The following is a 25,318-nucleotide window of genomic DNA, read 5'->3' as shown; positions in this document are numbered from 1 at the left end:
CGATCCCGCCGCCCGGCGAACCGCGTCGGGAGGCTGGACGAGGAGTGCCCGCCATCCTCTCGTTGACACCCGCAAGTGATATTGAAAATGCCTGACAAGACGCTTCTCCGCCCGCTGCAAAGTCCGCTTTTGTCGGCGGCACAAGCACAGATCCGCCATGGCTTCTTCACCCGGCAGGGCGGCGTGTCCGAGGGCATCTACGAAGGACTGAATGTCGGGCTTGGCTCCGAGGACGCGCGTGAAAACGTCGAGGAAAACCGTGCCCGTGTCGCCGCCTGGTTCGATCGCGATGTCGAAAGCCTCGCGACCGTCCATCAGGTGCATTCGCCGGATGTGAGGATCATCGAAGGCGCCTATGACGGACAGCGCCCGAAGGCCGATGCCATGGTGACGGCAACGCCCGGCACGGTGCTCGGCGTCCTGACCGCCGATTGCGGTCCGATCCTGTTTGCCGATGCTGAAAACGGCGTCATCGGGGCTGCCCATGCCGGCTGGCGCGGCGCGCTGACGGGTGTACTGGAAAACACCATCGATGCGATGGTCGCCCTCGGCGCGCGGCATGACACGATACGCGCCTGCCTCGGCCCGTCGATCAGCCTTGCCAATTACGAGGTCGGCGAGGACTTTCTCGCCCGCTTCCTCGAGACAGATCAGGGCTATGCGCGCTTCTTCCACCCGGCAAAGCGTGCAGGCCACAGGATGTTCGACCTGCCGGCCCTGACCCTGTCGCGCCTGAAGGCTGCCGGCATAGAGGCGGAGAATCTCGCGATCTGCACCTATGCGGAACCCGAGCGCTTCTATTCCTATCGCCGCACCACCCATGCGAACGAACCCGATTACGGTCGCCAGATTTCGGCGATCGCCCTGATGGAGGACTGATATGGCCCTACACTTCGACACCCGGGAATATGCAAGCCGGCTGGAGCGGCTGACCGAGGCGATGCAGGCCGAAAAGCTGGATGCCATCCTGCTCTTCGCGCAGGAGAGCATGTACTGGCTGACCGGCTACGACACCTTCGGCTACTGCTTCTTCCAGACGCTCGTCGTCAAGGCCGACGGCACGATGACGCTGCTGACGCGCTCGGCCGACCTGCGCCAGGCGCGCCACACGTCGACGATAGAAAACGTGGTCGTGTGGATGGACCGCGCCAAGGCCGATCCGACGACCGACCTGAAGAACCTCTTGAACGACATGGATCTGCTCGGCAGCCGCATCGGTGTCGAATACGACACCCATGGCATGACCGGCCGCGTCGCCCGACTGCTCGACGAGCAGCTCGTGTCCTTCGCCAAGCTCAGCGATGCCTCCGGGCTCGTCGGCCAGCTGCGGCTGATCAAGAGCCCGACGGAGGTCGCCTATGTCCGCCGTGCGGCCGAACTGGCCGACGACGCGCTCGACGCCGCCCTGCCGCTCATCCGTGAAGGCGGCGATGAGGCCGATATCCTGGCGGCCATGCAGGGCGCGGTTTTCGCGGGCGGGGGCGACTATCCGGCCAACGAGTTTATCATCGGCTCCGGCCCCGACGCGCTGCTGTGCCGCTACAAGGCGGGGCGCCGCAAGCTCGATGCCCGCGACCAGCTGACGCTCGAATGGGCCGGTGTCAGCGCGCATTACCATGTCGCGATGATGCGCACGGTGCTGATCGGCGAGCCGATGGCCCGCCACCGCGAGCTCTATGCCGCCTGCCGGCAAGCGATCGAGGAAATCGAGAAGATCCTGAAGCCCGGCAACACCTTCGGCGACGTGTTCGACGCCCATGCCCGCGTGATGGAAGAGCGCGGCCTGACCCGCCACCGGCTGAACGCCTGCGGCTATTCGCTCGGCGCCCGCTTCTCACCGTCCTGGATGGAGGCGCAGATGTTTCATGTCGGCAATCCGCAGGTAATCGAGCCGAACATGTCGCTCTTCGTCCACATGATCGTCACCGACAGCGAGCGCCAGACGGCCATGACGCTCGGACAGACCTATCTGACGACCGAGGCCGAACCGGAAGTCCTGTCGCGCCACAGCCTGGATCTGATCGTCCGGCCCTGAGACCGGGGCGGCCGACCATCACCAGTCGACCCGGCTACCATCATAGGCAAGAAAGGCACCGCTGTCGCTGGCGGGCCTCTGGTCGATGACATCCAGCAGTTTGCCGGCGCTTTCCGGCGCGCTGAAGCGGTCGTGCCCTGCCCCGTAGTCGGCCGACAATCCGGTCGCCACCGTTCCAGGATGCAAGGCGATCACCAGAGCCTTTGGCCGGCTGCGGCCGATCTCGATCGCGGCCGTGCGGACGATCTGGTTGAGGGCCGCTTTCGAGGCGCGATAGGATATCCACCCGCCCAGCCGGTTGTCGCCGATCGAGCCGACCCGGGCGGAGAGAAAGGCGATCGCCGCGCGGCGATCCCGGGGCAGAAGCCCGGCGAAATGCTTCAGCACCAGCGCCGGGCCGATCGCATTGAGGTCGAACTGGGCGCGCATCGCCTCCTGATCGATGGCGCGGATCGTCTTTTCCGGCCCGACGCCGTCGATTGTCAGCGCTCCGGTGGCGCAGATCAGAAGATCGACATGCTCGACCGCACCGCGGATCCGGCCGGCGGCCCGCGCAACGCTCTCCTCGTCGCAAAGATCGAAGCCATCCATAGAGCGCGAAAGGGTCAGCAGGCGCCCGCAGGCATCATCGCCTTCGATCCGTTCGCAGAAGGCAGCACCTATGCCGCCCGATGCACCGATGACGAGCGCCGTATAGGGCGATGCGAGCGAAGACATCCTCGTGACCATCAATGGCTCCTTCCATGCGACCGGATTGCCGGCATCGTGAAGATACGACATCCGGAGCTCCTTAATTAGGCCGGCATCCGCCCACGTCACCCCTGCCCGTTATCCGCAGCCGCTCTCCCAAAGGACGTTTCCAGCGTGGACATTCTACCCTGATCTGCGGACCCGCGGGATTTTCGCGCTGTCGTTGACGAACGGTTAAGCCCCCGGCGCTAAATTCGGGCGGCATGCGTCAAAAAGGGATCGAGCAGGGATGCGAAAGACACATCTCTTGAGCGGCCTGTATCTCACAGGCCTGTTGTCCGGCTGCAATTCCGCCGAGGGGCTGATTCCGCCCGCCGATATCGGCGACACCTCGATGCCCGCCTACGAACAGACATCCTCCGACAGGATCCGCTCGGCGCCCGTTCAACCCGTCTACGCGCAACAACAGAGCTATGACGGCGCTGCGCAGGGCTATGCGGAGAGCAGTCCGGACTATTCCCACAGCGCCCAGAATTCGCTGGAGGCGCAGGCAGCAGCCCTCAATTCCGGCGCGGCGCGTTCACCGGCCGCCTCCGCGCCGCTCGATGGCGATGGCTGGTCCGGCGACCAGCCGCAGCCGGAACCGCAATATACCGAACGCCGGCAGACACCGCCGGCCGCCCCCGCCTCCGACGATCAGGATTTCGACCAGCCCCTGCCGCCTGCCACCCGGCAGGCAAACTCCCAGCCCGCGCCCTCCGCGCAGCCACAGCAGGTCGCAAGCCTGACGCCCGCCAGCCCATCCGGCCAATCGATCCGTTTCCTGCCGATCATCGGCGCGCCTGTGGAAAAGGTGACACCGCTCTCGCATCAGCTCGGCGCCGATGCACGGGCGCGCGGCATCACCATCCGGGGTTCGGAGGACAATGCAAGCGACTATATCCTGAAGGGATACCTCTCGGCCTTTGCCGACGGCGGCAAGATCAACGTGGTCTATGTCTGGGACGTCCTGGACGCCAGTGGCGCGCGTCTCCACCGTATACAGGGCCAGGAGAGGGTCGCCGGCGAGAGCGCCGACCCCTGGGCCGCCGTGCCATCCTCGGTGATGCAGCGCATCGCCACCGAGACGATCGACCAGTATATCGACTGGCGACAGGCGCGCGCCGGGTGAAGTGTAAATTCAACACCTCTCATAAAGATGCCACGAAAATGCTTGAGCAACAGCCAAATCGCTTGCAATCGAGGGCCACGTCGCTAAAAAGCGCCCCATCACGAAGGCAACAGGCGGGCCACAATGAAGGTTTTCGCGGGTAATTCCAGTCGGCAATTGGCAGATGCCATTTGCAGCTATTTGAACGTCCCTCTTGGAAAAGCCAGCGTCAGAAGATTTGCCGATCAGGAAATCTTCGTCGAAATTCAGGAAAATGTTCGCGGCGAAGACGTGTTTGTGGTGCAGTCCACATCCTTCCCGACGAATGACCACCTGATGGAACTGCTGATCATGATCGACGCCTTCCGTCGTTCGTCGGCCCGTCGCATCACCGCTGTCCTCCCCTATTTCGGCTATGCCCGCCAGGATCGTCGCGCCTCGGGCCGCACACCGATCTCGGCCAAGCTGGTCGCCAACCTGATCACCGAAGCTGGCGCCGACCGCGTTCTGACGCTCGACCTGCATGCCGGCCAGATCCAGGGCTTCTTCGACATACCGACCGACAACCTGTTTGCCGTGCCGGTTCTCACCCGCGACATCAAGGAGCATTACGACCTGAAGAACGTCATGGTCGTCTCCCCCGATGTCGGCGGCGTGGTCCGCGCCCGCGCGCTGGCCAAGCGTCTCGACAGCCAGCTTGCGATCGTCGACAAGCGGCGCGATCGCCCCGGCGAGTCGGAAGTGATGAACATCATCGGCGATGTGTCCGGCAAGGACTGTCTGCTGATCGACGACATCGTCGATTCCGGCGGAACGCTTTGCAATGCTGCCGAAGCGCTGCTGGCCAACGGCGCCTCCAGCGTGACCGCCTATATCACGCATGGCGTTTTGTCGGGCGGCGCCGCTGCCCGCGTCACCGCGTCCAAGTTGCGCGAACTGGTCATCACCGACACCATCCAGCCGACCACCGCGATCCAGTCGGCACACAATATCCGGGTGATTTCCGTTGCAAACCTGCTCGGCGAGGCGATCAACCGGACGAATACCGAAAAGTCCGTTTCCAGTCTCTTCGACTAGTCTTTCGACCCCATGACGATCAGGCACCGCTGAAAACCGGGCTCCTCCCCGCATGCCGACCCGCGATTAAACATCCACTTTGCTGAATATCTGCAAGGCCATGCACCGGCGCGGCATACTTCCTCGCGTGATGATATGTATGCGTAATGTCGGATTTACTGTGAAGTAATGTTTTTCACGGACAACGGATGTACCACCCTGGGAGGTATAACGATGTCCGGTGAAATGGTGTCAAAATCGAACGTTAAGACGTTCTCGTCTGTCAAAGCTAAATTTGCTGGTCTCGTGATCGGTGCAACCCTTATTTCGTGTGCCGCGGTCGGCGTGCTCAGCTACGAGATCGGCAAGGAAGGCCTGATCGAGGCAAGCGAGCTGCGTCTCGACGCGATCGCCACCAATCAGGTGAAGGCCCTGAACGCCTATCAGGCCCGTGTCGGCCAGGCGCTTGACGAACTGGCGCAGAATGCGGCGATCGGCGACGCTGTCGAAAACATGGGAACGGTGATCTGGGCGGAAGACGCCGATGTTCGCAAGACCTTCATGGACGACAGCAAGACGGCCGACGAACGCACCGAAATCGACGGCTCGGCCACGAAACTGCTCTACGGCGTCCGCCACGCGACCATCCACGGTACGCTGAAGGCAGCCCGCAAGAATGCCAATGTTAGCGATATCTATATCGCAACGCTCACCGGCCAGTTCATCTATACCGTCACCAAGGACGGCGAGTTCCTGACATCGGTCACCGATCCGGAAAATGCAGCGCTTGCGCCGCTTTACGACGCGACAGAAGCCGGCGCACTCGACGAGAGCCATGACCTTGGCTTTACCAGCTTCAAGGCCGAAGGCAGCGACATGTCCGCCTTCGTCGCCAAGCCGCTGGCGATCTCGGTCTGGGGCCAGGTCGAAAAGCGCGGCACGCTGTTCATGCGCATCGGCGCCGACAAGCTCGCCGCCGTCGTCGCGCCCGACGGCCTCGGCCAGTCGATCGACGATGCCTTCCTGCTGAGCTCCGACGGCACGATCCGCAGCGGCGCAAGCAGCGGCAACGGCACGGTCGCTCCCGAACTCGTCGCGGCCGCCAAGGCCAACAGCGCCGGCACGGTCATCGCCAAGGCCGGCGACAAGTCGATCTTCTATTCCTATGTGCCCGTCGACCTGTTCGGCGAACAGCACCTTCTGGTGATCGGTCAGGACGAAGCCAAGGTTCTGGCCTCCGCCAATGATCTGGCGAAGTGGGCGCTGCTCACGACGCTTGCCGTGCTCGTCATCATGGGCGGCATCGGCCTTCTCGTGTCGTCCTACCTGACCCGTCCGCTGAGCGATCTTGCAGCCCTGATGAACCGCCTGAACCAGGGCGACAAGGCGATCGAAATCGCCGCCGTCTCGCGCAAGGACGAAATGGGCATCATGGCCCGGGCGCTTGAAAACTTCCGCCAGAGTGCGCTCGACAAGGAGCAGATGGAAGACGAAGCCGTACGCCGCGGTCACCAGCTCGACGAGGAGCGCGAACAGCGCGAAGCCGAAAAGGCCCGCAGCGCCGCCGAACTGGAAGAGGCGGTCTCCGCCCTTGCTTCCGGCCTGCAGCAGCTGTCTGACGGCCAGTTGAACGTGCGCATCCAGAAGGCCTTCGTGCCGTCCCTCGACCACCTGCGCCTCGACTTCAACGATTCCGTCGAGAAGCTTGAGATGACCATCCGCTCGATCAGCAATAGCGCTGATGCGATCCGCAGTGGCTCGAGTGGCCTCAGTGAAGCCTCCCGGAACCTGTCGCAGCGCACGGAGCGCCAGGCCTCCTCGCTCGAGGAAGCCGCAGCCGCTCTCGGCGAAATGACCGGTTCGGTCAACGACACGCTGAAGCGTTGCGAGACGGCCGTCGATGTTGCCGCCGGCGCGCTGTCGGGTGCAAAGACGTCGTCGACCGTGGTCAACGAGGCGATCGTCGCCATGGAGCGGATCGAAAGCTCCTCGTCGAAGATCCGCCAGATCATCGACGTGATCGACCAGATCGCGTTCCAGACCAACCTCCTGGCTCTGAACGCCGGCGTCGAGGCCGCCCGTGCAGGGGATGCCGGCAAGGGCTTTGCCGTCGTCGCCCAGGAAGTGCGCGAACTGGCCCAGCGTTCGTCGGCTGCGGCCCGCGACATTTCCGAGCTGATCAACACCTCGACGCAGGACGTCGAAGGCGGCGTCGGCCTGGTTGCCAAGACCGGCCAGAGCCTGCACCAGATCGAGGAAAGCATTGCAGCGATCAACGACCATATCGGCGCGATCGCCGGCGCCTCGCGCGACCAGTCGGGCCGTCTGGCGGAGATCAACGCCTCGGTCAACGAACTCGACCAGGTAACGCAGCAGAACGCGGCCATGGTCGAAGAGACCACGGCCTCGGCCTTCGCGCTTGCCAATGAGGCGGACGGCCTCAACGAACAGGTCAGCCGGTTCGCGGTCGGTGCGGAAGCCCAGGACGCCGACTACGACGATCAGGCCGGGGGCCGCCAGGCCGCCTGACCGGCAATACGCCGAAACACGCAGATACCCCGGCACCGAATGCGGCGCCGGGGTATTTTTTTGCCTGCCACCCGGCGCGCCACGCTGGCCATCGAAGCCGCGACGATGGAGCCAGGTGTTCCCCGCAAGGCGCTCGCAATCGGAAGGCCTTGCAGTGCCCTGCCCGGCCCCTGCCCACCTTGCGCCATACGGCAATCCGGCCTGAGCCGTGGCACCTGCGGCTCGCGCATCCCGGACAGAAACTCGGTCGGACATGGTCCCGCATCAGCCAGCGAACGCATCGCTTGCTGCTCCACCTGTCGGCGGCGGGCTCGGGCACAGCTGTGTATCTACGCGCATTGCGGATAACCGCCGTCAGCGGCACCGCGCGTTTCGGCCTGCGCCGTCGCCATAGCACCCCCGGCCACCACGGCCTGTGTCTGCGCGCGCTGATGCGAAAACGGTGGGATAGACCGCCCTTGTCGCCCCGGATCGCTGTGGTGTCGGCGAGAATGCGCAGAACCGGGATGACCACTCACGCCACAGACATGCGGATGATAGAGACGCAGGAAAGGTTGCGCGAAGATCCCGGCAAGACGGGCTGAGGTCCGCTCCCGTCACCTTCGCAATGAAGGCCGGAGATATATCCTGGACCGCAGTAGCGGTCAGGCAGACGTCCCGCGTAAAGTTCTTGAGGTTCGCCATCGTGACGGCCGATGGCGTCGGCGAAAACCGTCAGCCGGGCAGGACGGACGCTGAGACTACGGCATCAGACGGTTGGGACCCTCACCGCCAGCCCCTCGCCGCCGCCTCAGGCAGCGGCGGACCTGATCGATTTGTCCTCTGCCGCGACAAGCGCCGCCTTGTCCTTTACGGCCTTGTCCTGCGCGGCCCTGTCGTAGGCGGCCGACGCGGCGGCGCCATTGACCTTGTCCTCGATCGCGGCGCGCGGCATCGGTCGGCCGTAGTAATAGCCCTGCACCTGGGCGCAGCCGGCAAGGCGCAGGAAATCGAGTTCGGCCTCGACTTCTACGCCTTCCGCCAGAACCGGGATGTCGAGGCTGGAGGCAAGGATCAGCGTGGAGCGCACGATGGCGGCCGAATGCCGGTTGGTCGAGACCCCCGAGACGAAGCCGCGGTCGATCTTGATCTTGTCGAACGGGAAGAGCTGCAGCATCGACAGCGAGGAATAGCCCGTGCCGTAGTCATCCATGGCAATCCGCAGACCATAGGATTTCAGCTCGCGGATAACCTTGAGCGCACCCTGCTGGTCGGCGATGATCCCGGTTTCGGTAATTTCCAGTTCGAGCCGCGAGGCCGGAAGGCCGGTCTCGACCAGCACGGCAAGCACGCGCTTGGGAAAATCCTGGTCGCCAAGCTGCAGCGGCGCCACATTGACGGCGACCGGCAGGGGCACGCGCCAGGTGGCGGCCTCCCGGCAGGATTCCCGCAAGACCCAGTCCCCGAGTTCGCGAATGAGGCCTGTCTTCTCCGCAATGGGAATGAATTCGGCCGGCGAAACCAGGCCGCGGGTCGGATGGTTCCAGCGCAACAACACCTCGAAGCCGGTGGTCCGGCCGGTCTGCGTGTCGTTCTGCTGCTGGAAATAGAGTTCGAATTCGCCCGCACCGATCCCGTGGCGCATGTCCATCGCCAGCGCGCTGCGTTCACGCGCCGCAAGATCCATCGACGGATCGTACACGCAGATGCGGTCGAGCGTGGTCGCCTTGGCGCGGTACATGGCGACATCGGCCTGCGCTAGCAGGTCGTCAACCGACTGTCCGGCGTCGCGGTGGACGCTGATGCCAAGGCTGCAGCCGATCGTCAGGTTCTGCCCTTCCCAGAGGATAATCTCGCAGGCGGCCTCGATCAGCCGGTTGGCAAAGGCGATCATGTCCTGGCGCCGGTGAACGACGCTCTTGACCGCGACGAACTCATCGCCGCCAACGCGGCCGAGAAATTCGTCGGCGCGCAACACCGCACTCAGCCGCTCGCCGACCACGCGCAGCACATGGTCGCCGGCCGCATGTCCGTGCACGTCGTTGATTTCCTTGAACCGGTCGAGGTCGAAGGTGACGACCGCGAACTGGGTCGAGCGCGCGGCGGGTGTCGCGATCAGGTGTTCGATACGCTCCAGCACCGCGGTGCGGTTCGGCAGGCCGGTCAGCGCATCATGCAGCGACATGTAGCGGTAGCGCTCCACGCTGGCGCGGGTCATCTGCATGTCGAGGATATAGGTGCTGGCGCCCAGCGCCATGATGAGGAACATCACGGCGATGACCGACACGACCACCACCGCCTGCGGCAGCATGTCGGCCGGCGCGGCGATGCCGGGCATCGGCACGACGGTCAGGGCGGTCATGCCGGTAAAATGCGTCAGCGCGATTGTCAGAATGAAGCAGGTGCCGCCGCCATAGCGGCAGAAGCGGGTCACCGGCCGTGCGACCCGATTGGTCGCAAACGCACCGAAGAAGGCCGCCATCACCAGCGAGGCAATGATGTAGGACCGGTCCCAGACCATCGCGCCCTGCACCTGATAGGCAGCCATCCCGACATAATGCATGGCGGCGACGCCCAGGCCGACCAGGATGCCGCCCGCTTCGACGAGAGCCGTACGGCGGCCGAGGCTCGCGACGCCGAACCCGAGGAAGCAGGTCAAGACGGCGATCGCCAGCGACGCAAAGGTGAGTTCCGGATCGAAGCCGACGACCACACCGGAGCGAAACCCGATCATGGCGATGAAATGCGTCGCCCAGCAGGTGGCGCCGCCGACGATCGCGCTGAGCGAAAGCCAGCTCAGCCAGGTGACGCCCGTCGTCGCCCTTGCCCGCGAGAAGATCCGCATCGTCAGCACGCCACCGAGAACGCAGATGCAGACCGCTGCCGCCAGGAGGCGTGGATCGTGCTGCACGGTGATGCAGGTCAGGATATTGAGCATTCAGGATCTCGCAGAACAAACTCTCGACTCGTCTATGTGACATCCGGCAATTTAGAATTCGTTGGGAAAGAAGGTTAGCAAGACCTGAAGCGGCGATTTGGACATCGCGCATCGCCCGCGATCCCTTGCCTTTTCGACTTTCGTGGTCTATAGCGCCCCCGTCCGCGTAGACACCCTTGGAGGCAACGCGGATGAGGCCGTCCCCGAACAGAGACACCTCAGCTGTCATCGGCCGGCTTTTGCCGACCGATCGAAGCTCTCCATAACCTTGAAAGGAAATGCCATGAGCCACGACACTTATGAGCTCAAGGCCGAGGCGCGCGAACGGGTCGGTAAGGGGTCCTCCCGTGAACTTCGTCGCAACGGTTCTATTCCCTCTGTCATCTATGGTGACAAGCAGGCCCCGATTTCTATCGCGCTCAACACCAATGAGGTGACCAAGCGCATCCATGCCGGCGGTTTCATGACCACCGTCGCAACGGTCGAAGTCAACGGCGAGAAGATCAGCGTCCTGCCGAAGGACTACCAGCTCGATCCGGTGCGTGATTTCGTACTGCATGTCGACTTCCTGCGCGTGTCGGCCGACAGCCAGGTCACCGTTGCTGTTCCGGTTCACTTCATCAACGAAGAGAAGTCCGGCATCAAGATCGGTGGCGTTCTCAACATCGTGCGTCACGATGTCGAACTGCACTGCCCGGCCAACGCCATTCCGGAAGCGATCACGGTTGACCTGTCCGGCCACAAGATCGGTTCCTCGATCCACATCTCGCATGTCGATCTGCCGAAGGGCGTGACCCCGGTCATCACCGACCGCGACTTCACCATCGCAACCATCGTTGCACCTGCAGGCGGCCTGTCCGAGGACGAGGATGCCGGCGACGCCGCAGAAGGCGACAGCGAAGAATAAAGCTCTGCCCTCAGGGCATTGCCACCGAAATGGATCCCGCCTCATCGAGGCGGGATTTTTTGTTACCGGCGCAGGTGTGTCGAGAGCACACTGTTCTATTTAGTATCGATAGATTCAGCCCGACTTAACACATTCATGCAAACGTCCCCTTCATAATGGCACGTGGGGGAAATGTGTTGGCTTCAGATGCGGCGGTCCCGGCCAAGTTGCGGGATACGCTCCGATGACCCATTCCGTTGAAAGCAGGTTCCTGGCAATCGTCGGTGGCGCCGTGCTGGCGCTCGTCGTGCCATTGTTTGCCCTCTTCCTCTTCCTGTCCACCGAGCGCGCCACCCGCGAACTCGAAGATCATGTCGGCGTGCTCCTCAACGCCAATGCCCAGGCCCTGGCAAAACCGCTCTGGGATTTCGACGAGGAAAGCGTGCTTCGCATCACGGCCGCCATCCTGTCGGACCAGGCGGTCAACCATGTGCGCGTCAGCGATGCCTCGGGCGCACTGTCCGTGTCGATGCCGGAAAACGCCACGCCACCGGCCAGCTTCATCTCGCGCAAGGTGCCGATCGTCTACAAGGCGCTGGAAGGTCCCAAGACCGTCGGCGAGCTGACGATCTACTATGAGGGGCTGGACGTCCTTGCGAGCCTCAACGAGGCAGAAGGCAGCTTCATCGCAATCTTCATCATCGCCGTCGTGCTGGTCATCGGCGCCGCCATCGCTGGCAACCGGCTGATGATCATCAAGCCGCTGCTGAAACTGACCGCCGCGATCGAGGCCACCCGCAAGCTGGGCGCGCGTCATCACGTCGACTGGCAGTCGAGGGACGAAATGGGACGGCTCGCCAAGAGCTTCAACGCCATGCAGTTCAAGCTCGACCAGGAGGAGCAAGAGCTGAAGCTCGCTCACCGCCGCGCCACCGACATCTACAACATGACCCCTGCCCTGCTGTTCTCGATCGACGAGGACGACAGGATCACCGGTGTCTCGGACTACTGGCTGCTGGCGACCGGCTACAAGCGCACGGACATCCTCGGCACGCGTTTTAGCAACCGCGTGCCGGAGAGCGATCGCCAGGGTTATCTCGAGCGCAAGCGCGAGCGCGACCTGGAAGGCGGCCGCTCGGCCTGGGAATGCACGACGAAATTCACCTGCGCCGATGGCCGCACGATCGATGTGCTGATCGTCGAAAGCGTCAAGAAGGCCGTCGACGACGCCCAGGGTCTGTCGCTGAGCGTGATGACCGATGTGACGGCGCTGAAGCAGTCGGAGGCGCGCAACCACCATCAGGCAATCACCGACCATCTGACCGGGCTGTTGAACCGGCAGGGTTTCGAGCATGCCCTGGACCAGAAGATAAGCGAGGCGGATGCGCTCGGCACCGAGCTTGGCTGCCTGTTCATCGACCTCGACCGGTTCAAGTGGATCAACGACAATCTCGGCCACCAGGCGGGCGACAGCGTACTGCGCCGGATCGCCGACGAGGTCCGCCCTCTCCTGCCGCTCGGCTCGGTCGCCGCCCGGCTCGGCGGCGACGAATTCGCCATCCTCTTCCTCGACGGCGAGGCGGAAGCCCGGGCCCTGCAGCTGAGTGCCGAAATCTGCGCCATCTTCGACGAGGCCTTCGTGCTCGACGGCAGCTCGGCGCGGCTCTCGGCCTCGATCGGCATTGCGCTCTATCCGACCCATGCGGAGAACGCCACCGAACTGCTGCAGCACGCCGATCTCGCCATGTACAGCAAGAAGCACGGCGGCAAGAACGGCGCCAAGGTCTACCACCCGCTGCTGCAGGACAGCACCCGCCAGCGGGCCGAGATCGAGCGCTCGATCGAGCTTGCCCTTGCCAATGACTGGTTCCACGCCTTCCTGCAGCCGATCGTCGACCTGACCGACGGCACGGTGATCGGCTACGAGTCGCTGATGCGGCTTGCCCATCCGGAAAAGGGCCTGCTGCCGCCGTTCCAGATCATCACCGTGGCCGAGGAGACCGGCGACATCGTCCAGATCGGCGACAAGATCCTGGAAAAGGCGCTCGCCAATCTGCGCCGTCTGACCGACGAGACCGGCGACGAAACCACCTATCTGGCGGTCAATTATTCGCCGCTGCAGTTCGAGCCGGGCCTGCCGCCGCGGCTGGCCTCGCTCTTCGACATCTACGGCATCCGTCCGCAGCGCATGGTGATCGAGATCACCGAGGCCATGCTGTTGCACGACAATCCGCAGGTTCACGCCGTGCTCGAGCAGCTCAAGGATCTCGGCTGCCGCATCGCGCTCGACGATTTCGGCACCGGCTATTCGTCGCTCAGCTATCTCAACCGCTTCCCGGTCGACATCATCAAGATCGACCAGAGCTTCATCCGCTCGCTGACCGAGGGCGAGACGGGCAAGCGCAAGCGCAGCCGGCTGCTCGCCGAAGGCATCACCGAGATCGCCCACAAGATGGGCTGCTCGGTCGTGGCCGAGGGCATCGAGACCGGCGCGCAATGGGAGATCGTGCGCGATTTCGGCTGCGACTACGGCCAGGGCTATCTGTTTGCCCGGCCGCAGCGCGTCGACGACCTCATCGAACAACATCTCTGGCTGCAGGAGAAGACCACCACGGTTGCCTGAGAAAGACCTTTCAGCTGACGCTTTTGGAGAATGGCCATGAAGAAACTGCTTGCTATGCTTGTTCTGCTTGCCGCCCCTTTATCCCATGCGCAGGCCCAGACGGTTCATTTCACCACCGAAGACTACCCGCCCTATAATTTCCGCGCCGACGGCGGCATCAGCGGGGCATCCTACGACCAGATCATCAAGGTCATGCCGAAGATCGGCATCGACTACACGATCGAGCTGATGCCCTGGGCACGGGCGATCGCGCTGGCGGAAGCGGAGAAAGACACCTGCGTCTTCACCACCGCCCACATTCCCGAACGCAACGACCGGTTCAAGTGGATCGAACCGCTGGCGCTGGACCGCAATTTCATGGTCGCGCGCAAGGGTTCGGGCGTGGTTGCCAACGATCTCGAGACCGCCCGGCAATTTGTCGTCGGCACCCAGCGCAACGACTACACCCAGGCGATCCTGGAGCGGAACCGTTTTCCCAAGGTCGATCTGGCGACCAATCTTGACCTGACCCTGAAGAAGCTGCTCGCCGGCCGCATTGATCTGATGCCGATGTCGGAGCTCTATTTCCGCCAGCTGGAAGCGAAGGGCGAACCGCTGGAGGCCAAGTTCATCTTCTCCCAGCAGACCTTCTCGATTGCCTGCAACATCGATTTTCCGGCCGATATCCAGAAGAAGATGCAGGTGGCGCTGGACGAGATGATCGCCGACGGCACCCAGGAGGCCATTCTGGCGCGTTACGGCCTGGGGCCGGTCACCGGGCAAACTGCCGCGGCCGAATAACAAAACGGGTTGACAAGTCCGCCGTTTGGCTGTGGTCAATCGCCCAAGGCCAAACGACGAACGGACATCGACATGATCATCATTGCGGGCCTCGGCAATCCCGGGTCGAAATACGATGGCAACCGCCACAATATCGGCTTCATGGCCGTGGACGCCATCTATCGCCGCCATGCCTTCGGTCCCTGGACGAAGAAGTTCAAGGCCGAGATTGCCGATGGCGAGATCGCCGGCGAAAAGGTCCTGTTGATGAAGCCCTTGACCTTCATGAACCTCTCGGGCGAAGCCGTCGGCGAGGCCATGCGGTTCTACAAGCTCACCCCGGCCGACCTGATCGTCGTGCATGACGAACTCGATCTTCTCCCCGGCAAGGTGCGGATGAAGACCGGCGGCGGCAATGGCGGCCACAACGGGCTGAAGTCGATCGACGCCCATTGCGGCAAGGACTATCGCCGACTGCGCCTCGGCATCGGCCATCCCGGCGACAAGGACCGGGTGTCCGGCTATGTCCTTGGCGACTTTGCCAAGGTCGACCGTGACTGGCTTGATCCGCTGATCGATGCGATTGCCGACAATGCCGACCTGCTGCCGCTGAAGGACGAATCCAAGCTGATGAACAAGCTGACGCTTGCGACCGGCGGCAAGGCGGAACCGGAAAAGCCGGCGAAACCGCCGAAAAAACCCGGAGGCGGCCAGTCGCATATCCGCCAGGCGCGCGGTGGCCAGCCGACGAAGCTGCCGGGAAAACTGCCCACCAAGGGGCCGATGGCCGACATGCTGAAGAAGATGTTCGGCAACAAGGACGAATGAGGCATGCAACAGGTCGCGGTCCGCAGGCTTGAGCGCGAGGACTTGCAGGACCTGCTGGCGCTCTACCGCGACCTGCATCCGCACGATCCTGCCCTCCCCCCCGATCTTGCCCGACAGCGGTTTGCCGAAATGACCGCCATGCCCGCTCTGTCGATCCTCGGCGGTTTTGTCGGCGACAATCTGGCCGGCAGCTGTGTTCTCGTCGTCATGCCGAACCTGACACGTGGCGGGCGCCCACACGCGCTGATCGAAAACGTCGTCACCGCAAGGGTTTTCCGCCGGATGGGCGTGGGCCGCGCGGTGCTTGCGCACGCGGTCGATCTCGCGTTGCAGGAGAACTGCTATGCCGTGCGGCTGATGACGGGCAGCAGCAGCCCTGCGACCCACAGCTTCTACGCGGGCTGCGGCTTCCGACCGACCAAGCAGGGTTATGAGATCCGCGACATCCCCGCCCGCTGAGACGGTCCGGCGCAGTCCGCAACGCAACCGGCACCCGGCCAACGCATCGCAACCTGAACAATCGCTGAATGAAAGCGTCGGCCGCCTCTTTGAAGACGTGATCTCCTGCTTATTAGGAACCTGCGGATAACTTTCCGCATTATGAAGGCCGGAGGTTCATCGTCATGTTGCTTGCGTTCTCGCCCCTTCCCATGCCTGAGGTTTTGAGCCGGCACCTCGATGCCTATGCCCGCCGCCTGTCTCAGCCGAAAGGCGTCGAATTCGACTTTTCCAGTCCGCCCGGAGAGCCGGCGCTTCTGCCGCCCGATTCGGTGTCCTGGCAGGTTTTCAAGAATCCGGTGACGCTGTTCATCGGCGGCATCAGTGCCGTCATTCTGGAATTGGCAGAACCGCAGGTGCGCGACGGGGTGTGGCAGCACACCAGTTTCCGCACCGATGCCGTACCGCGGCTGCAACGCACCGCGCTGGCGGCAATGGCGACCGTCTACGGCGCCGAGAGCCGGGTATCGCGGATGATCGACGGCATCAACCGGCGCCATGCCGCAGTGAGTGGCGTGACGCGCGAAGGGCACCCTTACCGGGCCGATGATCCGCTGCTGCTCGACTGGGTGCATGCCACGGCCTGCTATGGCTTCATGGAGGCGTTCAGCACCTATGCCCGCCCGCTCACGGAGGTCGAGCGCAACCACATGCTGGCCGAAGGCGAGGCTGCCGCCCATCTCTATGGTGCCGGCGGCGTGCCGACGTCACTGTCCGACATGAACGTACTGTTCGAGGTGATGCGGCACCGGCTTGTCAAGTCGGACGTGGTGTTCGAGTTCCTCGACATCATGCGCACCGTCCCCCTGCTTCCGGCACCACTGCGCTTCATGCAGGGCCTGTTTGTCAAGGCGGCGATCGAGATCCTGCCGCCCTGGGTGCGCGACCGGCTGGATCTGTGGACCCATTGGTCGCTGAGCCCGACGCAGCGCCGGCTCGTCGATCTGGCAGCCTACGGCACCGACAGGCTCATGCTGCCCTCTTCCGCGCCGGTGCAGGCCTGCAAGCGGCTCGGGCTGCCGGCAAACTATCTCTACCGCAAGCCGCCGGCCGCCGTCTGAACTTCATAGCAGTCGATATGGAACGGGCTATTCTTCGGGTTCGGTGGTGAACATCAGCGGATAGCCGGCCTCCTTGGCGAGGTCGGTGGCTTCCTTGGCCTTGGTTTCGGCGATGTCGCGCGTGCACACGACGACCACGGCCGATCCCATCTTGTGCGCCGTCATCATCACCCGGCGCCCCGCTTCTTCGCTCATGCGAAACACGGCCTTCAGCACCACGGTCACGAATTCCCGCGGCGTGTAGTCGTCGTTGAGCAATATGACCTTGTAGAGCTTCGGCTTTTCCAGCTTCGGCTTGGTCACGGTCTTCGGTTTCAGGACTGTTTCATTTCCGGCCAACGGCGTTCCTCCGTTGCTAAGGGCGATCCGCTTTTGCAGTGCATTATAGCATAAAAGCCGCCGCGTCTGCCAAGGTTCCTGTAGCGCACTATTTTTCTTGGCGCCTGTCCCGCGCCATGCCACGTGTGCTAATCAACTTCAACATCCGGCCTCAGCCGACTGACAATCCAGCGACAATTCTGCCAATGCACGGCATGGCATCCATGCCGGGACACGAAAGTGCAGGTGACAATGCGGTACAGGCTTACGGAAGACGACATCCTGGCGGGACAGGATCTCTGGCGCCGGCAGAGGACCACGCCGGTCGCGGTCGCCATGGCCTTTGTTTTCTGCGCCGGCCTCTGTGCCGTCTATCTCCTGCTACTGTTCGAACTCTCGTTCGTCTCAACGGCGATTGCCTCGCCCCTGTTCGCAGCGCTGGTGCTCTTTGCCGTGGCGAGGGCGGGCAGGCGGCTCGGACGGCGCAAATCCGTTCAGTATTTCCGCGAGACGCCTGCCAGTCACGAGGAGACCGAACTGACCTTCGACGCAGCGGAGATCAGCCTGACGCGCGACCGCGGCCATGGCCGTCACGCATGGACGGATTTCAAGTCATGGAGCGAAGACGCCACGGTGTTCGTCCTGTTTCCCGCCGGGCCGCAATTCTTTGCCTTTCCCAAGCGTGCCTTCAGCCCGGCGGACGAGCGCGCATTCCGCCGGTGCCTCAACCAATCGGGCCTTGTGAGCGCCAGGCTTTTTCCCATCTGAGACCGCCGGCCAGCGGTCAGAGGCCGGCCCCGCCGGCAAAACCCGGCTGTTCCGGCCCTCGACCCTTGACCCCATGGCCGGTTTATCCCATAGCCACAGCCACACGAAATCAAGCTTCAAAGCAGGTTATAGACGCCATGGGCTTCAAATGCGGGATCGTCGGACTGCCGAATGTCGGCAAGTCCACTCTCTTCAACGCGCTGACCAAGACGGCCGCCGCCCAGGCTGCCAATTATCCGTTCTGCACGATCGAACCGAACACCGGCGAAGTCGCCGTGCCGGATCCGCGCATGCAGAAGCTGGCAGCTGTTGCCGGCTCCAAGGAAATCATTCCGACGCGCATCTCCTTCGTCGACATCGCCGGCCTCGTGCGTGGCGCGTCCAAGGGCGAAGGCCTCGGCAACAAGTTCCTCGCCAATATCCGCGAAGTCGACGCCGTCGTCCATGTGCTGCGCTGCTTCGAGGATGACGACATCACCCATGTCGAGGGGCGCATCGACCCGGTCGGCGATGCCGACACGATCGATACCGAGCTGATGCTGGCCGACCTCGAAAGCCTGGAGCGCCGCGTCGAACAGACCCGCAAGCGCGCCACCGGCAAGGACAAGGAGTCCATGGCTCAGCTTCCGGTGATGGAAGCCGTGATCAAGCTGCTCAACGAGGGCAAGCCGGCCCGCCTGCTGCTGCAGACCCTGGCGCCCGAGGATCTGGTGATCCTGCGCGAACTCAACCTGCTGACCTCGCACCCGGTTCTCTACGTCTGCAATGTCGCCGAAGCCGATGCCTCGACCGGCAACGCCCATACCGAGGCCGTCGCCGCGATGGCCAAGGGACAGGGCGCCGAATGCGTGATCATCTCGGCTGCGATCGAATCGGAAGTCGCCCAGTTGCCGGAAGACGAGGCGGCGGAATTCCTCTCCGCTCTCGGCCTGGAAGAAGCCGGCCTCGACCGCCTGATCCGTGCCGGCTATCAGCTGCTGGACCTGATCACCTATTTCACCGTCGGCCCGAAGGAGACCCGGGCATGGACCATTCCGCGCGGCACCAAGGCCCCGGCCGCAGCCGGCGTCATCCATACCGATTTCGAACGTGGCTTCATCCGCGCCTTCACCATCGCCTATGACGACTACATCGCCTACAAGGGCGAAGTTGGCGCCAAGGAGGCCGGCAAGGGGCGCGACGAAGGAAAGGAATATGTCGTCCACGACGGCGACGTGATCCATTTCCGCTTCAACACCTGATCCCGATCCCGGACTTTCAGCCGGATCTTCAAACTGCCTGGCCCTGCCGCCCCTTCCCCGAAGCGGCGGCAGTTTGCATTGGGGCCCACCCATGCCCTCGCGTCGTCCAGCCCGGCCAGCGTAAGCGCAAGGGACCGGGGCCGCGGCGTTGAACCGCATCGCCGCAAAACCGTTGTTAATTGCATCCTCATTATTTCAGCTGTAGACGATGGCATGGCAAACGCATCCACACTTCAGCGCCAGTTCAGCGCCACTCTCCTGTCCACCGGCCGCCAGTGGCGCAAGCTGGTCGATCAGCATCTCAGCTCGCACGGCGTGTCCGAGGCCTCGGCCGCCCCCCTGATCTTCATCAGCCGCCTCGGCAATGGCGTGCGCCAGGTCAAGCTCGCCAGCACGGTCGGCATCGAGGGGCCTTCGCTTGTGCGCCTGCTCGACCAGCTGGAAAAGCAGGGCCTCGTCATCCGCAAGGACGACCCGGAAGACCGGCGCGCCAAGGGCATCTGGCTGACGGAAGAAGGCGAGCGGGTTGCAAACGAGGTCGAGAAGCTGGTGGACGAGCTGCGCGAGCACATTCTGCGCAGGGTCGACCGCGCCGATGTCGAAGCTGCCCTGCGGGTGATGAAGGCCTTTGAAGACGCGGACATCAGCGAACTGACGGCCGAGAACCCCAAGGGGTGATCGTGGCCGCCAGGCGGATCTTGCGGCCCCTGGAGCATCGCGTCCAAGCCGAGTTGCGGTTTCGCGAACAGGACATGCGCGACCCAAGCCGCTAAGGCGAACGCGCGAGGCAGGGAGATCGCTACATGTTTTTTCAACGCGCCATCCTTCGTGCGGCATGTTTTCAGCGGAAGACAAGCCCTGGCGCGGCCCATCGACGCCTTGAATTTGCGCGGCATGCCCGCCATTGTCTGCGCCCGTTCGAACGTGCAGGAGGAGGTGCGAATGGCGACACTCTATTTCGAGGATTTCGAACTCGGCCGGGTCTTCGAATTCAAGCCGAAGACCGTGACGGCAGAAGAAATCGTCGCGTTTGCCAGTGAATTCGACCCGCAGCCCATGCACATTTCTGAAAGCGCCGGACAGGCCAGCATTCTGGGCGGGCTCTCGGCCTCGGGCTGGCACACAAGCTGCCTGCTGATGCAGATGATGATCGAGGCCTATGTGCTGCAGGCCGCCTCGGAAGGGGCGCCCGGCATCGAGGACATGGCCTGGAAACGGCCGGTGCTTGCCGGCGACACGCTGAGTGGCCGCTCCAAGGTGCTGGCGGCCCGAGCCTTGCGCTCGCGGCCCGGCATCGGCATCGTCAACTTCACCCACCAGCTGGAAAACCAGAATGGCCAGATCGTGCTGCAGTCGGAAAACCCGATCATGATGCGGCTGAGACCGGGGACGGAGGCCGGCTGATGAAACTGCTCGAACTCTATCCGCCCGGCCACCGGGTCGAAACCGGCGCGCACAGCTTTACCGCCGACGCCATCATCGCCTTTGCCCGCAAGCACGATCCGCAACCCTTCCACACCGATGCGGAGGCTGCCCGCGACTTCGTCTTCGGGGCGCTCTGCGCCTCGGGCTGGCACACCTGCGCGGCCTGGATGCGGCTTTTCGTCGATTACTGGTCGACGGAAACCGTCAGACTGACGGCCGAGGGTCTGACCCCGCCGCAGCTCGGCCCCTCCCCCGGTTTTTCCCGGCTGCAATGGCTGAAACCCGTGTTTGCCGGCGACACAATCCGCTACGGGATCGAGATGGTCGACAGCCGGCCGCTTGCCTCGCGCCCCGGCTGGATCCTCAACATGGGGGTTGCCGACGGCATCAACCAGAAGGGCGAGACCGTGCTGCGTTTCGACAGCAAGATACTCGAATTCGAGGAAGGCGTGACGCCATGACCGTCTACGAATTTTCGGCGACCGACATAACCGGCAGGGAGCGCAGCCTTGCCGAATTTGCCGGCAAGGTGCTGCTGATCGTCAACACCGCCAGCGCCTGTGGCTTCACCCCGCAATATGCCGGCTTGCAGGCGCTGCAGGACAGGTTTGCCGGCGATCTGGTGGTGCTTGGCTTTCCCTGCAACCAGTTCGGTGCCCAGGAGAAGGGATCGGATGACGAGATCGCAAGCTTCTGCGATCTCACCTTCAGGATCGGCTTCCCGATGTTTTCCAAGATCGACGTCCGCGGGGCCGATGCGCACCCGCTCTACCGATATCTGACCCGCACCGCGCCCGGCATCCTCGGCACCCGGGCAATCAAGTGGAATTTCACCAAGTTCCTGATCGACCGCAACGGTCTGCCCATCGCCCGCTATGCGCCGAACACCCGGCCCGATAGCATGGAGAGCGATATCGCAAAGGCGATCGCGGCATGACCCGTCGGGCGGCAGAATTCGTCGCTCATCAACCGGGCCTGCCCGGCCTCAGGACCGTTGCCGCTCATTCGGCGCACAGTTTTCCCCGCCACAGTCATGACGAGTTCGGTATCGGCGTCATGCTTGCCGGTGGCCAGATCTCCGCCTCCGGCCGGGGCCAGGTCGAGGCAATTGCCGGTGACGTGATTACCGTCAACCCCGGCGAGGTGCATGACGGCATGCCGCTGCGCGGTGAACGCCGCAGCTGGCGCATGCTCTATCTGTCGCCGCAGCGCTTCGCCTCGCTGCTTGATGGTGTGGATCCGGAGGGTACGCAGAATTTCGAGTTCGAACATCCGGTGTTTGCGCGCCATGCCGTCCTGCGGTCCAGGCTGTTGGCATGCCTCGATCGTCTCTGCGGTCCGGACCGCGGCGACGGCTTTCCGGCAGAAGAGGCTCTGCTGCCGCTCTTCGCGCCCCTGCTCCTGCCGGCATCTCGGGCCGAAGCCGGGAACCGGCTGCGACTTCAGCGCGCCCGCGACATGATCGAGGCCGGGGACGGCGCTGCGCCTTCCCTTGGCGAGCTCGCCCGCGAAACCGGCATGAGCCGTTTCCAGCTGCTGCGCGCCTTCGCGGCATGGACCGGCCTGACGCCGCACGCCTATGCGATGCAGAAGCGCGCCGACCGGGCCCGCCGGCTGATTGCAGGCGGAAGCACGCTTGTGGAAGCCGCGACCGTGGCCGGCTACGCCGACCAGAGCCACATGACCCGCGATTTTCGCCGTCGCTGGGGTCTGACGCCGGCATCGTTTTCGGCGCGCCGCTGAGGGACCGTAGCGCGTTGCTGCTGCAATTGCGTTCAAGACCGCAGGATTGCAGGTCTCTATCGTCTGGCGAACTCTGACGAAGGACCAGCCGGCCATGCCGATCGAATTCATTCTGACAGCCTTGATCGTGATCGTGACACCCGGAACCGGAGCGATCTACACCATCGCCATGGGACTGTCGCACGGGCGACGATGGGCGCTCGTCGCCGCCCTCGGCTGCACGCTCGGCATCGTTCCGCATATGCTGGCGGCGATAGCAGGGCTTGCCGCCGTGCTCGCGACCAATGCCACCGCCTTCAATCTGCTGAAACTCGCCGGCGGGCTCTATCTGCTCTGGATGGCCATCAGCATCTGGCGCGATGGGAGCCTTCTCGCACCGCGACCCGACCATGGCGCGCGACGAGCCCCGGTCATCATCCGGCATGCGATTGCCATCAACCTGTTGAATCCCAAGCTGTCGCTGTTCTTCCTGGCTTTGCTGCCGCAATTCGTCCGCCCGGACGATCCCCACGCCCTCTGCGCCATGACAGGCTACAGCCTTGCCTTCATGGGGCTGACCTTCATCGTCTTTGCGCTCTATGGCTGGTTCGCTTCGCTTGCCCGCCGCAGGCTGCTGGCAAGCCCCCAGGCCGTCACCTGGCTGCGCCGCAGCTTTGCCGCCTGCTTCCTGCTGCTTGGCGTCAGGCTAGCTCTGGCCCGCCAGTAACCGTGCCGGCCGTTGCGCGGGCTAATGCAGCACCTCAGATCGCCTTGGCGGCCTTGGCGGCGGCCTGCAGGACCGTTTCGCGGACAGTCTCGTCGGTGACGGCCCGCGCCAGACTGGCGGCGCCCGAAAGCTGGGCAAGCAAGGCATAGGCTCGCTCCCGTGCGTCGTCGCCGCCCAATCCGCCGGCAATGCGGTCGGCCAAGGCCGACAGCGCGTCCGCATAGGCCTTGCGTGTCTTGTGCGGCGCGCGCGCCACGTCGGCAGACAGCCCCGGCAGGACACAGGCCTGATCAAGTCCCAGCATCATCCGGTCGCCGAGATAGAAGTCGACGAAATGCGCCAGCCAGTGCGGGCCCCATTCGGCCTGATGCACGGCCACGCCCTGATCCAGAACGGCCAGCCCGTCCATTACCGTCTGATGAAAGGCTTCCGCCTTGGAGCCGAAATGCGCGTAGAAGGCGCCGGAGGTCAGGCCCGCCTCCTTTGCCAACGCGTCGACGCCGATGCCGCCATAGCCACCGGTCCTGAAACCGCGGCCGGCCGCTTCCAGCAGTCTCGCGGCGGCATCGCCACCGCCCCCTTTGGGTCGTCCCATAATGTACCTACAAAAATAGTGATCGTTATTTTTCTCATTGACAAAATAACGATCGTTACATTTATTCACATAGCGATCGTTATATAGCGATTGCGCACCCAATGCCATCCTACGCGAGACATTCCGCGCCTTCCACTAAGGAGAAAAACCATGCCCATCCAAGTCATCGTCTCGCAGGCGCTGCTGTCCGTCGATGCCGAAGCCACCGTGCTGAAGCAATTGACCGATCTGCTGCTCGACCTGCACGGCCTTGCCGATAACGGCTTCATGCCGCCGAACGTGCTGGCCGAGCTGATCGTGGTGCCTCGGGGCCGCACGGTCTCGGCCGGCCAGCCGGCTGACATTGCCGTCTTCGAGCTGACGGTGCCGTCCTTCGTGCTTCCGACCCCGGAGCTGAAACGCCGCTGGATCAGCGAGGGGACGGAGATCATCGAAAGGGCAGCCGCCGGGCGACTGCCCCGCGCACGCATCTTCGCCAACATCAAATACGCCGTCGATGGCGGCTGGGGGATTGCCGGCATTGCCTATGACAATGAAGGTCTGGGCGCCGCGATAGCCGCGGCCGCCTGAGACGCGAGGGCGGACACCATCCCGGTTCCCGCCCTCGCCTCTGAAACGATCGGCCCTGCGGCTCAGTGACCGGAAAACTCGACCAGCGTCCGCACCTCGACGCCCAGCGCCTCGAGCTGCTTGCGGCCGCCGAGATCCGGCAGATCGATGACGAAGCAGGCCGAGACCACGTCGGCGCCGATCTGGCGCAGCAGCTTGACGGCGCCGACAGCCGTGCCGCCGGTGGCGATCAGGTCGTCGACCAGGATCACCTTTTCGCCGGGCTTGACCGCGTCGACATGCATTTCCATTTCGTCGACGCCGTATTCAAGGCTGTAGGCGATGCGCACGGTATCATGCGGCAGCTTGCCCTTCTTGCGGATCGGCACGAAACCGGCCGACAGCTGGTGCGCCACGGCACCGCCGAGGATGAAGCCGCGCGCCTCCATGCCGGCGATCTTGTCGACCTTCAGCCCGACATAGGGCTGCACCAGTTCGTCGACCGCGCGGCGAAAGGCGCGCGCATCGCCGAGCAGCGTGGTGATGTCGCGGAAAATGATGCCGGGCTTCGGATAGTCGGGAATCGACCGGATCGAACGAACGAGTTCGGTACCGTATGAAGACATGAACGACGGGCCTTGCTGCTGGTCAATGGAAAGACCCACCAATAGGTCGCTCAACGTGCGTCGTCCAGTTGAAACATCTGCGGCTCGCCCGGCACCGGCTTCCGATCTGGTAAAACCGTGAAAAGGCAACTGGAACTTGCCGAAACCCGACCACCACCCTCGAAGATATACGTCCAGGCCTTGGCAGCAACTCACTGTATTTTCTTACACAGACAATAATGTTTATAGTTAAAAAATATATAATATCCTGTCCTCGCAATATAATTCGTGCAGTGAAGATACCTATGCTACTAAATTAACAGATGATTAGCATAT

General features: G+C 63.4%; 25 protein-coding genes. 20 read left to right on the top strand and 5 right to left on the bottom strand.

The annotated features are described in order from the left end of the window. The first annotated feature begins 87 nt into the window (after window positions 1-87). Both pgeF and J2Z17_RS20145 read left to right on the top strand, forming a co-directional pair. Window positions 88-879 (top strand): peptidoglycan editing factor PgeF, encoded by a 792-nt coding sequence (gene pgeF / locus J2Z17_RS20150; protein ID WP_209947590.1) that lies wholly within the window; start codon window positions 88-90, stop codon window positions 877-879. Between the two features lies 1 nt (window position 880). Beyond that, entirely contained in the window at window positions 881-2,035 is a 1,155-nt protein-coding gene (locus J2Z17_RS20145) for a M24 family metallopeptidase (protein ID WP_209947587.1), read from the top strand. Between the two features lie 18 nt (window positions 2,036-2,053). Here the strand turns inward: J2Z17_RS20145 and J2Z17_RS20140 are convergent, their stop codons facing one another. Beyond that, window positions 2,054-2,752, bottom strand: a complete 699-nt coding sequence (locus J2Z17_RS20140; protein ID WP_209947813.1) for an SDR family NAD(P)-dependent oxidoreductase — start codon at window positions 2,750-2,752, stop codon at window positions 2,054-2,056. Between the two features lie 262 nt (window positions 2,753-3,014). Between J2Z17_RS20140 and J2Z17_RS20135 the strand changes: the two genes are divergently transcribed. The 3 genes from J2Z17_RS20135 to J2Z17_RS20125 all read left to right on the top strand — a co-directional run bounded on the left by J2Z17_RS20135 (window position 3,015) and on the right by J2Z17_RS20125 (window position 7,460). After that, window positions 3,015-3,896 carry a hypothetical protein gene (locus tag J2Z17_RS20135; RefSeq protein ID WP_209947585.1) on the top strand — a complete coding sequence of 294 codons (882 nt, stop codon included), beginning with the start codon at window positions 3,015-3,017 and terminating at the stop codon, window positions 3,894-3,896. Between the two features lie 123 nt (window positions 3,897-4,019). Continuing rightward, complete coding sequence (locus J2Z17_RS20130; protein ID WP_209947583.1) at window positions 4,020-4,952, top strand: ribose-phosphate pyrophosphokinase; 933 nt, start codon at window positions 4,020-4,022, stop codon at window positions 4,950-4,952. Between the two features lie 324 nt (window positions 4,953-5,276). Then, entirely contained in the window at window positions 5,277-7,460 is a 2,184-nt protein-coding gene (locus J2Z17_RS20125; RefSeq protein ID WP_342454438.1) for a methyl-accepting chemotaxis protein, read from the top strand. A 790-nt stretch (window positions 7,461-8,250) separates the two neighbouring features. Here J2Z17_RS20125 and J2Z17_RS20120 read toward each other — a convergent pair. Next, window positions 8,251-10,377, bottom strand: coding sequence for a putative bifunctional diguanylate cyclase/phosphodiesterase (locus J2Z17_RS20120; protein ID WP_209947579.1), 2,127 nt, complete (start codon window positions 10,375-10,377; stop codon window positions 8,251-8,253). A 283-nt stretch (window positions 10,378-10,660) separates the two neighbouring features. Between J2Z17_RS20120 and J2Z17_RS20115 the strand changes: the two genes are divergently transcribed. The 6 genes from J2Z17_RS20115 (at window position 10,661) to J2Z17_RS20090 (ending at window position 17,032) form a co-directional block, all read left to right on the top strand. Further along, the gene (locus J2Z17_RS20115) at window positions 10,661-11,284 is read left to right on the top strand and encodes a 50S ribosomal protein L25/general stress protein Ctc (RefSeq protein ID WP_209947578.1); all 624 of its coding nucleotides are present in this window, start codon (window positions 10,661-10,663) and stop codon (window positions 11,282-11,284) included. A 223-nt stretch (window positions 11,285-11,507) separates the two neighbouring features. After that, a complete protein-coding gene (locus tag J2Z17_RS20110; protein WP_209947576.1) occupies window positions 11,508-13,886 on the top strand; it encodes an EAL domain-containing protein in 2,379 nt (792 codons plus the stop codon). A 36-nt stretch (window positions 13,887-13,922) separates the two neighbouring features. Further along, the gene (locus J2Z17_RS20105; protein ID WP_209947574.1) at window positions 13,923-14,666 is read left to right on the top strand and encodes a substrate-binding periplasmic protein; all 744 of its coding nucleotides are present in this window, start codon (window positions 13,923-13,925) and stop codon (window positions 14,664-14,666) included. Between the two features lie 72 nt (window positions 14,667-14,738). Further along, entirely contained in the window at window positions 14,739-15,473 is a 735-nt protein-coding gene (pth, locus tag J2Z17_RS20100; RefSeq protein ID WP_209947573.1) for an aminoacyl-tRNA hydrolase, read from the top strand. A 3-nt stretch (window positions 15,474-15,476) separates the two neighbouring features. Next, on the top strand, window positions 15,477-15,932 hold the full coding sequence (locus tag J2Z17_RS20095) for a GNAT family N-acetyltransferase (RefSeq protein WP_209947571.1): 456 nt from the start codon (window positions 15,477-15,479) through the stop codon (window positions 15,930-15,932). 164 nt (window positions 15,933-16,096) lie between these two features. Next, window positions 16,097-17,032 carry an oxygenase MpaB family protein gene (locus tag J2Z17_RS20090; RefSeq protein WP_209947570.1) on the top strand — a complete coding sequence of 312 codons (936 nt, stop codon included), beginning with the start codon at window positions 16,097-16,099 and terminating at the stop codon, window positions 17,030-17,032. 27 nt (window positions 17,033-17,059) lie between these two features. On the opposite strand, the gene clpS is transcribed toward J2Z17_RS20090, so the two are convergent. Then, entirely contained in the window at window positions 17,060-17,371 is a 312-nt protein-coding gene (gene clpS / locus J2Z17_RS20085; RefSeq protein ID WP_209947568.1) for an ATP-dependent Clp protease adapter ClpS, read from the bottom strand. A gap of 231 nt (window positions 17,372-17,602) precedes the next feature. Between clpS and J2Z17_RS20080 the strand changes: the two genes are divergently transcribed. From J2Z17_RS20080 to J2Z17_RS20045, 8 genes are all read left to right on the top strand, one after another. Further along, complete coding sequence (locus J2Z17_RS20080) at window positions 17,603-18,118, top strand: YcxB family protein (RefSeq protein WP_209947566.1); 516 nt, start codon at window positions 17,603-17,605, stop codon at window positions 18,116-18,118. A 137-nt stretch (window positions 18,119-18,255) separates the two neighbouring features. Next, window positions 18,256-19,359 carry a redox-regulated ATPase YchF gene (gene ychF, locus J2Z17_RS20075; protein WP_209947564.1) on the top strand — a complete coding sequence of 368 codons (1,104 nt, stop codon included), beginning with the start codon at window positions 18,256-18,258 and terminating at the stop codon, window positions 19,357-19,359. A 213-nt stretch (window positions 19,360-19,572) separates the two neighbouring features. Further along, entirely contained in the window at window positions 19,573-20,037 is a 465-nt protein-coding gene (locus tag J2Z17_RS20070; protein WP_209947561.1) for a MarR family winged helix-turn-helix transcriptional regulator, read from the top strand. 264 nt (window positions 20,038-20,301) lie between these two features. Further along, window positions 20,302-20,763, top strand: coding sequence for a MaoC family dehydratase (locus J2Z17_RS20065; protein WP_209947559.1), 462 nt, complete (start codon window positions 20,302-20,304; stop codon window positions 20,761-20,763). Further along, window positions 20,763-21,245 carry a MaoC family dehydratase gene (locus J2Z17_RS20060; protein ID WP_209947557.1) on the top strand — a complete coding sequence of 161 codons (483 nt, stop codon included), beginning with the start codon at window positions 20,763-20,765 and terminating at the stop codon, window positions 21,243-21,245. Before J2Z17_RS20065 ends, J2Z17_RS20060 begins: the two co-directional genes overlap by 1 nt. Beyond that, window positions 21,242-21,721, top strand: coding sequence for a glutathione peroxidase (locus tag J2Z17_RS20055; protein ID WP_209947555.1), 480 nt, complete (start codon window positions 21,242-21,244; stop codon window positions 21,719-21,721). Before J2Z17_RS20060 ends, J2Z17_RS20055 begins: the two co-directional genes overlap by 4 nt. After that, window positions 21,718-22,527: a helix-turn-helix transcriptional regulator gene (locus J2Z17_RS20050; RefSeq protein ID WP_209947553.1), complete on the top strand. Its 810-nt coding sequence runs from the start codon at window positions 21,718-21,720 to the stop codon at window positions 22,525-22,527. Before J2Z17_RS20055 ends, J2Z17_RS20050 begins: the two co-directional genes overlap by 4 nt. A gap of 94 nt (window positions 22,528-22,621) precedes the next feature. Then, window positions 22,622-23,233: a LysE family translocator gene (locus J2Z17_RS20045; protein WP_209947551.1), complete on the top strand. Its 612-nt coding sequence runs from the start codon at window positions 22,622-22,624 to the stop codon at window positions 23,231-23,233. 34 nt (window positions 23,234-23,267) lie between these two features. Here J2Z17_RS20045 and J2Z17_RS20040 read toward each other — a convergent pair whose 3' ends face one another. Further along, window positions 23,268-23,828: a TetR/AcrR family transcriptional regulator gene (locus J2Z17_RS20040; RefSeq protein ID WP_209947549.1), complete on the bottom strand. Its 561-nt coding sequence runs from the start codon at window positions 23,826-23,828 to the stop codon at window positions 23,268-23,270. A 150-nt stretch (window positions 23,829-23,978) separates the two neighbouring features. Between J2Z17_RS20040 and J2Z17_RS20035 the strand changes: the two genes are divergently transcribed. After that, window positions 23,979-24,398, top strand: a complete 420-nt coding sequence (locus tag J2Z17_RS20035; protein WP_209947547.1) for a Tautomerase enzyme — start codon at window positions 23,979-23,981, stop codon at window positions 24,396-24,398. Window positions 24,399-24,460: 62 nt separating this feature from the next. Here the strand turns inward: J2Z17_RS20035 and J2Z17_RS20030 are convergent, their stop codons facing one another. Further along, window positions 24,461-25,003, bottom strand: coding sequence for an adenine phosphoribosyltransferase (locus tag J2Z17_RS20030; RefSeq protein ID WP_209947545.1), 543 nt, complete (start codon window positions 25,001-25,003; stop codon window positions 24,461-24,463). Window positions 25,004-25,318: the final 315 nt, after the last annotated feature.

It is taken from the genome of Heterorhizobium halophytocola, from assembly GCF_017873095.1.
Taxonomy (GTDB): domain Bacteria; phylum Pseudomonadota; class Alphaproteobacteria; order Rhizobiales; family Rhizobiaceae; genus Allorhizobium; species Allorhizobium halophytocola.
The sequence above is the reverse complement of the archived record's forward strand: the minus strand, read 5'-3'. Positions and strand labels throughout refer to the sequence as shown.

Coding starts and splice junctions, on each gene's coding strand:
- ychF (WP_209947564.1), top strand. CDS start 18,256: ATGGGCTTCAAATGCGGGATCGTCGGACTGCCGAATGTCGGCAAGTCC.
- J2Z17_RS20035 (WP_209947547.1), top strand. CDS start 23,979: ATGCCCATCCAAGTCATCGTCTCGCAGGCGCTGCTGTCCGTCGATGCC.
- J2Z17_RS20110 (WP_209947576.1), top strand. CDS start 11,508: ATGACCCATTCCGTTGAAAGCAGGTTCCTGGCAATCGTCGGTGGCGCC.
- J2Z17_RS20135 (WP_209947585.1), top strand. CDS start 3,015: ATGCGAAAGACACATCTCTTGAGCGGCCTGTATCTCACAGGCCTGTTG.
- J2Z17_RS20070 (WP_209947561.1), top strand. CDS start 19,573: ATGGCAAACGCATCCACACTTCAGCGCCAGTTCAGCGCCACTCTCCTG.
- J2Z17_RS20080 (WP_209947566.1), top strand. CDS start 17,603: ATGCGGTACAGGCTTACGGAAGACGACATCCTGGCGGGACAGGATCTC.
- J2Z17_RS20145 (WP_209947587.1), top strand. CDS start 881: ATGGCCCTACACTTCGACACCCGGGAATATGCAAGCCGGCTGGAGCGG.
- J2Z17_RS20120 (WP_209947579.1), bottom strand. CDS start 10,377: ATGCTCAATATCCTGACCTGCATCACCGTGCAGCACGATCCACGCCTC.
- J2Z17_RS20055 (WP_209947555.1), top strand. CDS start 21,242: ATGACCGTCTACGAATTTTCGGCGACCGACATAACCGGCAGGGAGCGC.
- pth (WP_209947573.1), top strand. CDS start 14,739: ATGATCATCATTGCGGGCCTCGGCAATCCCGGGTCGAAATACGATGGC.
- J2Z17_RS20030 (WP_209947545.1), bottom strand. CDS start 25,003: ATGTCTTCATACGGTACCGAACTCGTTCGTTCGATCCGGTCGATTCCC.
- J2Z17_RS20130 (WP_209947583.1), top strand. CDS start 4,020: ATGAAGGTTTTCGCGGGTAATTCCAGTCGGCAATTGGCAGATGCCATT.
- J2Z17_RS20060 (WP_209947557.1), top strand. CDS start 20,763: ATGAAACTGCTCGAACTCTATCCGCCCGGCCACCGGGTCGAAACCGGC.
- J2Z17_RS20050 (WP_209947553.1), top strand. CDS start 21,718: ATGACCCGTCGGGCGGCAGAATTCGTCGCTCATCAACCGGGCCTGCCC.
- J2Z17_RS20040 (WP_209947549.1), bottom strand. CDS start 23,828: ATGGGACGACCCAAAGGGGGCGGTGGCGATGCCGCCGCGAGACTGCTG.
- J2Z17_RS20140 (WP_209947813.1), bottom strand. CDS start 2,752: ATGTCTTCGCTCGCATCGCCCTATACGGCGCTCGTCATCGGTGCATCG.
- J2Z17_RS20105 (WP_209947574.1), top strand. CDS start 13,923: ATGAAGAAACTGCTTGCTATGCTTGTTCTGCTTGCCGCCCCTTTATCC.
- J2Z17_RS20090 (WP_209947570.1), top strand. CDS start 16,097: ATGTTGCTTGCGTTCTCGCCCCTTCCCATGCCTGAGGTTTTGAGCCGG.
- pgeF (WP_209947590.1), top strand. CDS start 88: ATGCCTGACAAGACGCTTCTCCGCCCGCTGCAAAGTCCGCTTTTGTCG.
- J2Z17_RS20095 (WP_209947571.1), top strand. CDS start 15,477: ATGCAACAGGTCGCGGTCCGCAGGCTTGAGCGCGAGGACTTGCAGGAC.
- J2Z17_RS20115 (WP_209947578.1), top strand. CDS start 10,661: ATGAGCCACGACACTTATGAGCTCAAGGCCGAGGCGCGCGAACGGGTC.
- J2Z17_RS20065 (WP_209947559.1), top strand. CDS start 20,302: ATGGCGACACTCTATTTCGAGGATTTCGAACTCGGCCGGGTCTTCGAA.
- J2Z17_RS20045 (WP_209947551.1), top strand. CDS start 22,622: ATGCCGATCGAATTCATTCTGACAGCCTTGATCGTGATCGTGACACCC.